Annotated in this window: 11 protein-coding genes; all 11 read left to right on the forward strand. The window is 65.0% G+C overall.

Annotation, left to right across the window (positions count from 1 at the left end):
• Positions 1–144 precede the first annotated feature (144 nt).
• The 11 genes from WMN78_RS10675 to WMN78_RS10725 all read left to right on the forward strand — a co-directional run bounded on the left by WMN78_RS10675 (position 145) and on the right by WMN78_RS10725 (position 13,420).
• A complete protein-coding gene (locus tag WMN78_RS10675; protein ID WP_340533721.1) occupies positions 145–1,335 on the forward strand; it encodes an ROK family transcriptional regulator in 1,191 nt (396 codons plus the stop codon).
• Positions 1,336–1,466: 131 nt separating this feature from the next.
• Entirely contained in the window at positions 1,467–3,026 is a 1,560-nt protein-coding gene (gene mmsA / locus WMN78_RS10680) for a multiple monosaccharide ABC transporter ATP-binding protein (RefSeq protein WP_340533722.1), read from the forward strand.
• Between the two features lie 45 nt (positions 3,027–3,071).
• On the forward strand, positions 3,072–4,343 hold the full coding sequence (mmsB, locus tag WMN78_RS10685; protein ID WP_317782698.1) for a multiple monosaccharide ABC transporter permease: 1,272 nt from the start codon (positions 3,072–3,074) through the stop codon (positions 4,341–4,343).
• 50 nt (positions 4,344–4,393) lie between these two features.
• Positions 4,394–5,494 (forward strand): sugar-binding protein, encoded by a 1,101-nt coding sequence (locus WMN78_RS10690; RefSeq protein ID WP_340533723.1) that lies wholly within the window; start codon positions 4,394–4,396, stop codon positions 5,492–5,494.
• Positions 5,495–5,691: 197 nt separating this feature from the next.
• Positions 5,692–7,155 carry an ABC transporter permease gene (locus WMN78_RS10695; RefSeq protein ID WP_340533724.1) on the forward strand — a complete coding sequence of 488 codons (1,464 nt, stop codon included), beginning with the start codon at positions 5,692–5,694 and terminating at the stop codon, positions 7,153–7,155.
• Positions 7,156–7,157: 2 nt separating this feature from the next.
• A complete protein-coding gene (locus WMN78_RS10700) occupies positions 7,158–7,865 on the forward strand; it encodes an ABC transporter ATP-binding protein (RefSeq protein WP_340533725.1) in 708 nt (235 codons plus the stop codon).
• A 175-nt stretch (positions 7,866–8,040) separates the two neighbouring features.
• Positions 8,041–9,138, forward strand: a complete 1,098-nt coding sequence (locus WMN78_RS10705; RefSeq protein ID WP_340533726.1) for a Gfo/Idh/MocA family oxidoreductase — start codon at positions 8,041–8,043, stop codon at positions 9,136–9,138.
• Between the two features lie 104 nt (positions 9,139–9,242).
• Positions 9,243–10,202 carry a hypothetical protein gene (locus WMN78_RS10710; protein WP_340533727.1) on the forward strand — a complete coding sequence of 320 codons (960 nt, stop codon included), beginning with the start codon at positions 9,243–9,245 and terminating at the stop codon, positions 10,200–10,202.
• Between the two features lie 85 nt (positions 10,203–10,287).
• The gene (locus tag WMN78_RS10715) at positions 10,288–11,472 is read left to right on the forward strand and encodes a hypothetical protein (protein WP_340533728.1); all 1,185 of its coding nucleotides are present in this window, start codon (positions 10,288–10,290) and stop codon (positions 11,470–11,472) included.
• A 221-nt stretch (positions 11,473–11,693) separates the two neighbouring features.
• Complete coding sequence (locus tag WMN78_RS10720) at positions 11,694–12,902, forward strand: serine/threonine-protein kinase (protein ID WP_340533729.1); 1,209 nt, start codon at positions 11,694–11,696, stop codon at positions 12,900–12,902.
• Positions 12,899–13,420 carry a mucin-associated surface protein gene (locus WMN78_RS10725; protein WP_340533730.1) on the forward strand — a complete coding sequence of 174 codons (522 nt, stop codon included), beginning with the start codon at positions 12,899–12,901 and terminating at the stop codon, positions 13,418–13,420. The genes WMN78_RS10720 and WMN78_RS10725 overlap by 4 nt, the downstream gene beginning before the upstream one ends.
• The last annotated feature ends 44 nt before the right edge of the window (positions 13,421–13,464 follow it).

Here is a 13,464-nt window from a genome sequence, read left to right on the forward strand (position 1 = left end):
GGTGCAGACTGGGCCGTAGGTGCATTTCCACCCGGAAAACGGCCCCTGCAGTGCGGAACGTCCGCGCGTGCGGCGCGGGGCCCGAAATCATGCCTTGCGTTAACTTCTTGACTACAACGGTGCAGATGGTGCACGCTTCATTGCATGCCCTCATCACCGCGCTCAACGAGGAGCCGAACCAAAAATCCTGGTTCACAGTCCGCCTTGAGGCACCTGAACCAGCAACGGATCATCGAGTGCCTCCTGAACGGCCCGTCAACCCAGGCTGAACTCGCCCGGCAAACCGGCCTTTCCACAGCCACGGTCTCCAACATCGTCAAAATCATGCAGGACGCCGGGCTGGCCTCCACGGAACCGATTACCAGTTCCGGCCGGCGGGCACTTAACGTCCGGCTCAACAGCAACGGGGCCGTAGCCGTGGGGATCGACTTCGGCCGCCGCCACCTCCGTGTGGTCCTCGCGACGCTGAGCTACCACATCATCGCCGAGGAATCAGTGCTGCTGCCGCTGGGCCACCACGCGGACGAGGGCATTCGCGCCGCCGTCGAACTTCTTGCCAAACTGCTGGAGGAAAGCGGCGTGGAGCGCAGCGCCATCGTCGGCGCCGGCGTCGGAATCCCCGGTCCCATCGACCGCCGGACGGGCACCGTGGCGCAGGGGGCGATCCTCCCCGAGTGGGTGGGTATCAACATCCTGCAGTACCTTGAAGACACCCTTAATTTTCCCGTCTTCATTGACAACGACGCCAATCTAGGCGCCCTCGCCGAGGTCACCTGGGGACCCCACAGCGGCATCAGCAACCTGATGTTCATGAAGATCGGCTCGGGCATCGGCGCCGGGCTGATCCTCAACGGGGGCCCGTACTACGGCAACGTGGGCATCACCGGCGAAATCGGCCACGCCACAATCCACGAACACGGCCTCATTTGCCGCTGCGGCAACAGGGGGTGCCTGGAAACCATCGCTTCCACCACCACCATGATTGAGCTCCTCGGCCGCGGCGAGGAGAAGCCGCTCAGCGCCGAGGACATCGTCCGCAAAGCGCTGGAGCGGGACTCCGCCACGCTGCGTGTGATCGACGACGCCGGCCTGGCCGTGGGCAGGGCGCTGGGCAATGTGGCCAACCTCATCAACCCCGAAGTCATTGTGGTGGGCGGTCCGCTGGCAGGGCTCGGCGACCTGCTCCTGGACCCCATCCGGCGGGGCCTGGTGCGCCACGCCGTGCCGGTCATCGGCGAAACCACAACCCTGACAATGTCCTCGCTCGGGGACCGGGCAGAAGCGCTTGGGGCGGCTGCGCTGGTGTTCCAGCATGCGGGAATCCGCCGCTCCTGAATCTTTTCGTTATCTGGCTGTTGCGTTAAAGACTTGACGACAAGGGCTGTGATCCAGTTTACTTTTTCATCAGACGGCCCTGCGGTTTGCGGGGCGGACAACGAAGTCATGCATTGGAGGCGTAAGGGCAAATGACGTCCCAGACCACGCAAAGTGATCCGATCCTTCTCGAGATGCGGTCCATCACCAAGGAATTTCCCGGCGTTAAAGCTCTGTCCGAGGTGAGCCTGCGGGTGAAGGCCGGCGAGATCCACGCCATCTGCGGTGAGAACGGCGCCGGCAAGTCCACCCTCATGAAGGTCCTGTCCGGTGTGTACCCGTACGGAACCTACGACGGCGACATTGTGTACCAGAACGAGGTCCAGCAGTTCCGGGACATCCGGGCCAGCGAGCAGGCCGGCATCGTGATCATCCACCAGGAACTCGCACTCATCCCGGAGCTCTCCATCATGGAGAACATCTTCCTGGGCAACGAGCCAACCAAGCGCGGCATCATCGACTGGGCCGAGGCCCGGACGCGTTCCACGGAGCTGCTGGCCCGCGTGGGTCTGCGCGAGGATCCCGACACCGCCATCAAGGAAATCGGCGTCGGCAAGCAGCAGCTCGTGGAAATCGCGAAGGCGCTGAGCAAGTCGGTGAAGCTCCTGATCCTGGACGAGCCCACGGCTGCGCTGAACGAGTCCGACTCCCAGCACCTGCTGGACCTCATGCTGGGGCTCAAGGGCCGCGGCATCACGTCCATCATCATTTCCCACAAGCTCAACGAGATCGAACAGATCGCGGACTCCATCACCATCATCCGCGACGGCAAGTCCATCGAGACCCTCGATGTGAAGGCCGACGGCGTGGACGAGGACCGCATCATCAAGGGCATGGTGGGCCGCACGCTCGAATCGCGCTTCCCGGACCACGAACCGAAGATCGGCGAGGTGTTCTTCGAGGTCAAGGACTGGAACGTGGGCCACCCGCAGATCCAGGACCGCCTGGTCTGCAAGAGTTCCAACTTCTTCGTCCGCCGCGGGGAGATTGTCGGCTTCGCCGGACTCATGGGCGCCGGCCGCACCGAGCTGGCCCGTTCCGTGTTCGGGCGCTCTTACGGCCGGTTCATTTCCGGGCACATCTACAAGGACGGCAAAGAGATCACCCTCCGCACCGTCCGCCACGCGATCGATGCCGGGCTTGGCTACGTCACCGAGGACCGCAAGTCGCTGGGACTGAACCTCCTGGATGACATCAAGACCACTACCGTTGCGGCGAACCTGAAGAAGATCAGCAAGCACAACGTCGTGGATCCCAACAAGGAATTCACAGTCGCGGAACAGTACCGCAAGTCGCTGCGCACCAAGACCCCTTCAGTGGAAGAAGGCGTCGCCAAGCTCTCGGGCGGGAACCAGCAGAAGGTGGTGCTCGCAAAATGGATGTTCACCGATCCGGACCTGCTGATCCTCGACGAGCCCACCCGCGGCATTGACGTGGGTGCCAAGTACGAGATCTACGGCATCATCCAGCAGCTTGCCAACCAGGGCAAGGGAGTGATTGTGATCTCCTCCGAATTGCCGGAGCTGCTGGGACTCTCCGACCGTATCTACACCATCTTCGAAGGCGCCATCACCGGCGTCCTGAACAAGGATGAAGCCAGCCAGGAAAGCCTGATGAAGCTCATGACATCCGCCCGTAAGACCGCCGCCTGACCTTCTGGATAACTCCAGAACCTTCCAGACACAAGGACCGAAACAATGAACGCGCTCAAGAAGCTATTTGGCGGCAACACCCGCCAATTCGGCATGATCTTCGCCCTGGTTGCACTGATCGTCTTTTTCCAGATTTTCACCGAGGGCCGCACGCTCACCCCGGGCAACGTCATCAACCTCTTCAACGGCAACTCCTACATCCTGATCCTGGCCATCGGCATGGTGCTGGTCATCATCGCCGGCCACATCGACCTCTCCGTGGGGTCCGTGGCAGCATTCGTCGGCGTCACCGTGGCCCTTGCGATCCGTGACTGGGGAATCCCCTGGTACGCCGGCGTCCTCCTCGGCCTGGCCCTCGGAGCGCTGATCGGGGCCTGGCAAGGGTTCTGGACGGCCTATGTGGGCATCCCGGCCTTCATCGTGACCCTCGCCGGCATGCTGCTCTTCCGCGGCTTCAACCAGTACGTCGGCAAGTCCAACACCATCCCCGTACCTGCGGACTTCCAGACGATCGGCTCCGGCTACCTTCCGGAATTCGGGCCGAACACGGGGTACAACAACTGGACCCTGATCCTCGGCATCCTGGCTGTCGCCTTCGTGATCTTCAGCGAGGTACGTTCACGCCGCCGGGCCATTGCCCTCGGCGCCGAAGTCCCGGAAGCCTGGGTGATGATCCTGAAGCTGGTCCTGATCTGCGGCGCCATCCTCTACGCCACGTACCTGTTCGCCACCGGCCGCCCGGGCACGTCCTTCCCGATTCCCGGCTTGATCCTGGCCGCCCTCGTGATCATCTACGGCTTCATCTCCTCCAAGACCATCGTGGGCCGCCACATCTACGCCGTCGGCGGCAACCGCCACGCCGCGGAACTCTCCGGTGTGCAGTCCAAGAAGGTCAACTTCCTGGTCATGATGAACATGTCCATCCTCGCCGGCCTGGCAGGCATGATCTTCGTGGGCCGCTCCACCGCGTCCGGCCCGTTCGACGGCGTCGGCTGGGAACTGGACGCCATCGCAGCCGTGTTCATCGGCGGCGCTGCCGTGACCGGCGGCGTGGGCACCGTGATCGGCTCCATCGTCGGCGGCCTGGTCATGGCCGTGCTGAACAACGGCCTGCAGCTCCTGGGCGTCGGCGCGGACCTTACCCAGATCATCAAGGGCCTCGTCCTCCTCATCGCCGTCGCCTTCGACGTCTACAACAAGACCCAGGGAAAGAAATCCATCATCGGCATGATGATGAAAAACTTCGGCGGCAAGAGCACCGAACTCCAGCCGGACGAGACGACAGCCACCAAGGACGTCATCCGAAAGGAAGCCTGAGCGCTTCCCCACGATTCTCCGCACACCATCTATAGAAAGTGAACCAAGCAATGCAAATGATTGGTAAAGCAGGAAAGGCAGCAGCAATCGCTGCTATTGCGGCACTGGCGCTGACAGCCTGCGGCCGCTCCGAAACCGGCACCACAGGCGGTGGCACGGGCGGCGGCGAGGCATTCCCCAAGAACTCCTCGATCGGCGTCGCGCTCCCCCAGAAAACCAGTGAAAACTGGGTGCTGGCCGAGAAGCTGTTCAACGACGGCCTGAACGGGTCCGGCTTCAAGGCCGACGTGCAGTTCGCCAACGGCGGCGTCTCCGAGCAGCAGAACCAGATCAGTGCCATGGTCACCAAGGGTGCAAAGGTCATCATCGTAGGCGCCATCGACGGCGCCCAGCTGGGTACCCAGCTCAAGCAGGCCAAGGACTCCGGCGCCACCATCATCGCCTACGACCGCCTGCTCCTGAACACCGAGAACGTGGACTACTACGTGGCCTACGACAACTTCAAGGTGGGCGAACTCCAGGGCCAGGCGCTGCTGGACGGCATGAAGGCCAAGAAGCCTTCGGGCCCGTACAACATCGAGCTCTTCGCCGGTTCCCCGGATGACGCCAACGCGAAGGTCTTCTTCGACGGCGCCATGAGCGTCCTCAAGCCGAAGATCGACGACGGCACCCTCAAGGTTGTCTCGGGCCAGACCTCGTTCGAGCAGGCTGTCACCCAGGGCTGGAAGGCTGAGAACGCCCAGCGCCGGGCAGACACCCTGCTGACCGGCAGCTACAACACCGCTTCCCTGGACGGCGTCCTGTCCCCGAACGACACCCTGGCGCGTGCAGTCCTGACGTCCGTCAAGGCTGCCGGCAAGCCGCTTCCGGTCATCACCGGCCAGGACTCCGAGGTTGAGTCCGTCAAGTCCATCATGGCGGGCGAGCAGTACTCCACCATCAACAAGGACACCCGCAAGCTCGTTGAGCACGCGATCACCATGGTCAAGGACATCCAGGCCGGCAAGACGCCTGAGATCAACGATGACAAGTCCTACAACAACACGGTCAAGACTGTTCCGGCCTACCTGCTGGATCCGGTCATCGTGACCAAGGAGAACGTCAAGACGGCCTACGTGGACGATCCGGTACTCGGCCCGATCACGAAGTAACCTTCGGCGCTTCCAACTGCAGTGCGGAGCCCCGGCCCACCCGAGAGGGTGGGCCGGGGCTCCTGCGTTTCCCGCAGGAAAACGGGCGGCGCCTTCACAGCGCAAACATAGCTTTGGCCCGTCCTCCGCACAGCCACGCGCCCCAGTGTTGGATCAGCAGCCGGTCAGTCCGTCCGGCCAGAGATCCTAGGAGTACCGTGAGCGTCCTCGCCCGAAGTGTAGGCAATGCCTTCAGAAACAAGGTCCGAACAGGGGCCGTGGTGGCGGTGTTGGCCGTGGCGATCGGCCTGGCCCTGTCCATGCTGGTGGCCAACCAGGCGGTCGCCGCCAAAGTCACGGAACTGAACGCATCCGTGGGCACCGTCCTGACCGTCAATCCGGCCGGCGGCCAGGGTTTCGAAGGCGGCGGCGAGCCGCTCACAGCCGAGCAGGCCGCAACCGCGGCCGCGGTACCCAACGTGACCGGCGTCGTCGGCACCAAAGCGCTCCGGCTGCGGAACGCGACTGAAGCTGCGGCACAAACCGCCGCCGGCACCCAGGCCGCCGGCACCCAGGCGGCAGGACCCGGCGGGGGCCAGGGCGGCCCCAGCGGGCAGTCCACCACCACGCTGACCACCAGCCTCACCGCCGCCGTCGACGCCGGAACGCTCGGCAACCGCAACCAGGCCGCCGAGGGAACCACCGGATCAACCGGAACCACGCCGCCGGTGCGCAGCCTCCCGATCACGGCCACCGGAATCGGCGCCGAGGTGGACAGCACGGGCAAGGCCCTGGAAATCACCGAAGGCACCGGCCTTGGCGACTACACCGCAGAATCCATCAACGCACTTCTGGGCACCACGCTCGCCGAAAAGAACGGACTCAGCGTCGGCTCAACGTTCACCATCAATGACCAGACGTATACGGTTGGCGGCTTGTTCGACGCAGGCACCACGTTCGGCAACAACGCCCTCTACGTGACGCTTCCCTCCGCCCAGACGCTGGCAGAACTGCCCGGCGAACTGTCCACGATGATCGTCACGGTCGACACCCTGGAAAACGTGGATTCCACCAAGGCCGCCCTCCAGGATGCGCTCGGCACCGACAAGGCTGACGTCACCCAGGGCCAGAACCTCGAGACCGCTGTCGGCTCCCTGGACAGCGTCAAGAACATCTCGTTCATCGCGTTTGTCGCGGCGCTGGGAACGGCAGGCCTGATCATTCTCCTGATCATGGTGATGCTGGTCCGCGAGCGCCGTCGTGAAATCGGAGTGCTCAAGGCGATCGGCGCCCCCAACCGCACCATCGGACTCCAGTTCGTCCTGGAGGCGCTGGTCCTGGTGGCGCTCGGCAGCGTGGTGGGCGCCGCCGTCGCCTCCTTCGCCAGCGGCGGCATCGCCTCCGCACTGATCAGCTCCAACACCAGTACGACGACGGCGGCAACCACCGGGCGCGGCATGCCCGGCGGGGCGGCCGGCTTGCCGGGCGGAGGCGCCGGCTTCCCGGGCGGCGGGCCGTTCGGCGGTGCTTCCCAGCTCCTGACCAGCGTCACCGCGAGCGCCTCCCCCGGCGTGATCGCCGCCGGCATCGCCGCAGTGTTCGGCGTGGCCATCATCGGCGCGCTGGTCCCGGCACTCCTGACCGCCCGCATCCGTCCCATCGAAGTCCTCCGAGGAGAGTAGCCATGATCGAAGTCAAGAACCTCGTCCGCACCTTCAAGTCCGGCGACCGCACCATCAAGCCCGTCAACGACGTCAGCTTTGAACTCGAGCAGGGCACGCTCGCGTCCATCGTGGGCAAGAGCGGCAGCGGCAAGAGCACCCTGTTGTCCCTGCTCGGTGCGCTGGACAAGCCCACCAGTGGAGACGTCGTCGTCAACGGCGTCAGCCTGGCCAGCATGCCGGACGGCAAGCTGACCGAATACCGGCGCCGCGACATCGGCTTCGTGTTCCAGCAGTTCAACCTGATCCCCAACCTGTCGGCCGTGGACAACGTGATGCTGCCGATGGAGTTCGCCGGGGTCCGCAAGGCAGTGCGGCTTGCCCGCGCCAAGGAACTGCTCGAGCAGGTGCAGCTGGATCCGGAGAAGCACGTGCGCCGGATCAACCGGCTGTCCGGCGGCGAGCAGCAGCGCGTGGCCATTGCCCGGGCCCTGGCCAATGAGCCCAAGCTGATCCTGGCCGACGAGCCCACGGGCAACCTGGACGAGCAGACAGGAGAGCACATCATCGAGCTCCTGAGCTCGCTGAGCCGCGACCACAACACCACCATCCTGGTGGTCACGCACGACCGCCAGCTCGCCAACAAGACGGACCGCCGCTTCCGGCTCCAGCAGGGGCGCCTCACCGAGGAGCCCGCCCGGACGCGCGCGGCAGCGGCAGCGACGGCGTAGTTGATCGGCCGACCCGGCGCAGGCGGGAGCTGAGGGGCTGGTTCCGAACCCTCTCTCAGCTCCTGCCGCCTTTAAGGCGACGCTCTCTCACTTCCTGCGGCCTTTACTGCAAGGCTCTTTCACTTCCTGCGGGTATTTCCGCAACGCTCTCTCAGCAGGATGAGAGGATGGCACAATGACTGCCCCTATCGCGAAGCCGTGGCTGTTCAGCCAGTCCGACCAGGATCCCCGTTCCGCCACAGGACGCACGCTGCGGTGGGGAGTCGTGGCTACAGGCTCGATCGCCCAGTCGGTGGTGCAGGACCTGGCGCATCTCGCCGATGCGGAACTCTACGCAGTCAGCTCGCGAAGCCAGGGAACGGCTGACGCATTCGCGGCCAAATTCGGTTTTGCCAAGGCGTACGGTGACGACGCCGGCGGGCCGGGCTACCACCGTCTCTTCGCCGACGACGCCGTCGATGTCGTCTATGTGGCCACGCCGCACGCCCAGCACTACGAAGTTGCTTTGGCAGCCCTCAACGCGGGAAAGCACGTGCTGTGCGAAAAAGCCTTGACCATCAATGCGCGGGAGGCTTCGGAGCTTGTGACGCTCGCGCGTTCCAAACAGCTCTTCATGATGGAAGCGATGTGGAGCCGGTTCCTGCCCAGCATGCAGCGCGCTTTCGAAATCGCTGCATCCGGCGAACTCGGCCCGATCCAGTGGGTTACCGCGGACCTCGGCTTCCCGGCGGTCTACTCCCCCAGCGCCCGTCTGTGGGCCCTCAAGGACGGCGGCGGCGCCCTCCTGGACCTGACTGTTTATCCCCTGCTCTGGGCACTGGGCACCTTGGGTTTCCCGCAAACCGTAAGTGCCACGGGGTCAGTGAACGACGACGGCGTGGACGCCCAGAATGCGCTGACGCTGGGATACCACCACGGTGCGCAAGCCCAACTGACGTCGTCGCTGACGGCGTATGGTCCGCGGGCAGCCACCGTGGCCGGGAGCTTGGGGTACTTGCAGACCATCGGGTCCGTGAACAATCCGAAGGAAATCCGGGTCAGGATCGGCATGGCCGAACCACGCACCGAGCACTTCGACGTTGTGGGCCGCGGCTATTCGTACGAACTCCGCGAGGTCACCAGGTGCATCCAGCAGGGAATCACGGAAAGCCCGGTCATGCCGCTTGAGGACTCGCTGAATGTCATGAGGCTCTTCGACGGAGTTCGTGCGCAGCTCGGCGTGAGCTACCCCAATGACACCCACCCCGCGCAGTCGAAGCGCCCGGAAAAATAGTCAATTCGCCGGACTATTTACCGGAGAATGCTGGACTCCCGCCTTTGACCGTGTCTAGGCTGTAGGCAATCGTCGATTTTTCGAGGAGCCGGGGGGTGTTGCGCATGGAACGCTTGTCATGGCGCGCGCTCCGGCCGTTGCTCCTTGCGGGCGCGGCGGCCACGGCCTGGCTGACCCTGTCGGCCCCCGCAGCTAGCGCCGATGCAGCATCGGACTCTGACTCGCTGCTTGGCGGCGTTAGTTCGTCGGTTTCTTCGGTCACCGAAGCTGCAACCAGCACTGTTGAGGATGTCTTGGCCGCCGCTCCATCCCTGGTTCCGGACACTTCACCGGCGGATGCCATGGTACTGACCGCCCAGCCAAGCTCCGCCGAACCTGCCGGATTTGTCCAGCCCCTCATCGGCGCCGTGGACAATTCGATTGCAGCTGTTCCGGTGGCGAACCAGGTGGTCCCGTCCGGCACTGCGGATGCCGTCACGGCACCGGTGATGGAGGCAGCGGACGGAATCGTGGACGAAATCGCCCAGGACCTCCTGCCGGCGATGAAAGATACCCTGCCCGTTCTTGACCCCGTCGTGGAGCCGGTCAGCGACCTGCTGGCCGGCGTTGATTCGCTTCCAGGCAACATCGCAGCGCCGGTCCTCACTATTCCGGACGCCTCCGGGCCGGCGGGTGGAACCACGAGCAGTGTCCCACCGGACCTATTTCTGTCTGTCCGTGCGGACACGGAAAGTGCCGGCGGATTTCCGGCCGCCGACGTCACGTCAAAGGCAGCTGCACCATTCCCCGCCGCTGACTCAGGATCGCCGCGGGCTGTTCCGGTACATACAGGAGGCCTCGAACCGCCGCTCCCCCATGAGGGAAGCCCTGGCCCGTCTGAATTGCCTGCTGTCCCGGGCTCCGGTTCAGGGAGCAGCCAGTCTTCAGGCGGCGGTGCCGGCGGCACAGCCTGGCTTTCACCTTTCCACCTGGACGTTCCGCTGACCCGTGCATTCCCCCTCGGCGGCCCCTTGCAGAACGCCCCTGCACCGGTGTCTTTCGACCCCGGTTCATCTCCTGATTAGTTAGGGCCTTCCCTTCGCCTCTGCGGGGGAAACGGCCATTCGGGCTGCCTTGGGCGCCCAACCACAACTTTCAGGAGATATCACCATGCACGCAAACATTCGCAGAGGGCTGCTCAGCACCCTCTTTGCCGGAGGACTCTTAGCCCTCGGCACCACCGCTGCAAGCGCGGCAGATGCACCGAGCGGGTCGGATGGTCTCACATCCGGCACTACCGCCACTGTCTCAGCGGCTGTAGCCGCGAACTCGTCGTTGGGCCTGCTGGGTGACTCAACGCCGGAAAACAGCACGACTGTCCTCGACGCCGTCGTGGACATCAATCTGGGAACCGACACCGGAACCACGGGGACGGGCACCACCACCGCCGACCTCGGCGCCGACGTCGACCTCAACCTCGGTGCGGCCGACACCAGCATCACCGGAACCGGCACCACCACCGCCGTCGGCGCCCTCGTCGACGTCAACCTCGGTGCGGCCGACACCAGCACCACCGGAACCGGCACCACCACCGCCGTCGGCGCCCTCGTCGACGTCAACCTGGGTGCAGCAGACGCCGGGACAGCAGAGTCCGACACCACATCCGGCAACCTCGACGCCGTCGTCGACGTCAACCTGGGCACGGCAGATGCCGGCACCACCGACGTTGACGCCCTCGTCGACCTCGGCCTGGGCACGGCAGACGCCGGCACCACCGACGTCGGCGCCCTCGTCAACGTCAACCTGGGTGCGGCTGACAGCGGCACCAACACCGCAATCGACACCGCCATCGACCTCGGCGTTGACCTCGGCGTCGGCGGTTCGAGCGACACCGGTACCAACACGGGAATTGACCTCGGCGTGGATCTCGGTATTGGCGGACCCGCAACCGGCGGACCCACGACCGGCATCCCGTCGACCGGCGGACCCGCAGCCGGCGGTCCGACGACCGGCGGACCCGCAACCGGCGGTCCCACGACAGGCCTCCCGTCAACCGGCGGTCCGACGACCGGCATCCCGTCAACCGGCGGCATTACCCCGGCTGGTCCTGCCACCGGAACCATGCCGGGCGTCACCGTCCCCAGTGTCACCAGCCCGGGCGGTGCCGCTGCCGGCAACGGCTTGAACCTGTCGGCCGCATCGCCGACCACCGCGGGCGCCAATGCGGGTGCAACAGCCAATGCACCGATGCTCGCCGCCACGGGGGCCGGCCTAGAGTTGCTGACTGCAGCCCTTGTCCTCCTCGCCGGCGGCATGGCCATCATGCTGGTGCTGGCGCGGCGAAGAAAAGCCTAGGCGGGCAGGCGGGGACACGGCACTGCCGGCTCCCCGCCAGCCGCACCCCGGCGCGCTCGTGGAACAGTCCGGCCGGGGAAGCCGCTCAGGGCTTCCCCGGCCCCACCGCACCCAAAGATACGGGAGGCTCAACTAACAACAAGCACCCTTATGAAAATGCATACCCGTCCCCGTATTATTCTTAGAGTGCGTTCCGAGGGAACGCCAAAAAGAATGGGGACATGGTGGAGAGTTCGCCCAGTGAAACGGCAGAGGTCCTAGACGGCCGATACCGTCTCGGCGAGGTCATCGGCCGCGGCGGCATGGCATCGGTGTACACGGCAAGGGATGAAAATCTGGGCCGCGACGTGGCCTTGAAGCTTTTTGCCCCGCAGTCGGCTGACGCAGACGAGCTGAAGCGGCAGGAAGCTGAGATTCAGCTGCTCGCCACACTGAACCACCCCAGCCTGGTGACCTTGTTCGACGCCGGGATCGACGCCCGCGTCCCCGAGGAGCCCCGCCCGTTCCTCACCATGGAACTGGTTGAGGGGCAGGACCTCCGGGGCAGGATCCGGCACAGCACCGTCCCGTTGGAGGAAGTGGCGGTGATCGGAGCCGGAGTTGCCGACGCGCTGGCGTACGTCCATGGCCTGGGCATCATCCACCGTGACATCAAGCCGGCCAACATCCTGCTGGTTCAGGTGCGTCCCGGAGAACCACTGCGCCCCAAACTGACAGACTTCGGCATTGCCCGGATCGTCGACGGCACACGGCTCACGGCCACCGGGACCATGGTGGGAACCGCCGCATACCTGAGCCCCGAACAGGCACGGGGCGCCGATCTGGGTCCCGCCAGCGACATCTATTCCCTAGGCCTTGTTCTACTCGAGTGCATCAAGGGAGCGGTGGAATATCCGGGAAGCGCCATCGAATCGGCGGTGGCGCGCCTGCACCGCGCCCCGGAAATCCCTGCTGACGTTCCAGCCGAGTGGGCAAGCCTGATCCGCGCCATGACAGCACTGGACCCCATGGACCGCCCGACAGCAGCTGAACTCGAGACAGCCTTTCGGCAGGCCCTGATCTCACCTGAGTCAGTGCCCGGAAGCGTGGCCGACGAACCCACCCGAATTCTCCCGGCGCCGCCGTCGCGTCCGCCGATGGTTGTCCCGGAAGGCATGCGGACAACCGAGACGAACGCCGGTGGCCGTACGACAGCCGAGCTGCGGCCCGGCGAAACCAGGCCGCCGCGCACCGGATTCGCCCAGCGCCTCCGTTCCGGCGGCCGCGGCAAGCTGGCTGCAGCCGTGGCTTTGTTCGCCGTGCTTGCGGTAGGCGCCATGGTCCTCCTGCCCGCCAACAGTCCGAAAACCCCGGAGCCTGTCCAGTACCCTGCAGTCACCGGCACGCTGGGAGAGCATCTGGAAGAACTGCAGAAGAGCGTGGAACCATGACGTCAATCACGGTCAATCGTCGCTGGTCACCGACGCGCTGGCGGGCGGTGTTCGCGGCGGGCCTGCTGGTTGCTGGCCTCGCCGGTTGCAGCTCCTCGGTTCCGGACCTCGATACCGATGCCGCGCAGAAACTCCAGGCTAAAGTCCTGACCGTTTCACAATCAGCCGCGAGCAACGATCCTGTCGGCGCCTTGAAATCCCTCGACGAACTGTTGACTGAACTGGACGCCTCGGCCGCCGAGGGAAACGTCTCATTCAAGCGCCACCAGAGCATTACGAAGGCCATCGAAGCAGTGCGGGCGGACCTTACCGCTGCCAAGGCACAGGCGGAAGCGGATGCTGCGGCCGCGGCAGCGGCCCAGGCTGCTGCCGCCAAGGCAGCCGCAGACGCAGCAGCAGCGGAAGCAGCGGCAGCGGAAGCTGCGAAGGCAGCCAAAGCCCCCGCCGCCGAAGCCCCGGCCCCTGCCCAGGACAACGCAGGAGCGGGCAACAAGGGCAAAGGCAAGAGCAACGACTGAATCCGGTACTTGCCTTCCGGATTCAGCCGCCGCCGGATTTAGAC

The organism is Arthrobacter oryzae, assembly GCF_037911235.1.
Lineage (GTDB): Bacteria > Actinomycetota > Actinomycetes > Actinomycetales > Micrococcaceae > Arthrobacter > Arthrobacter oryzae_E.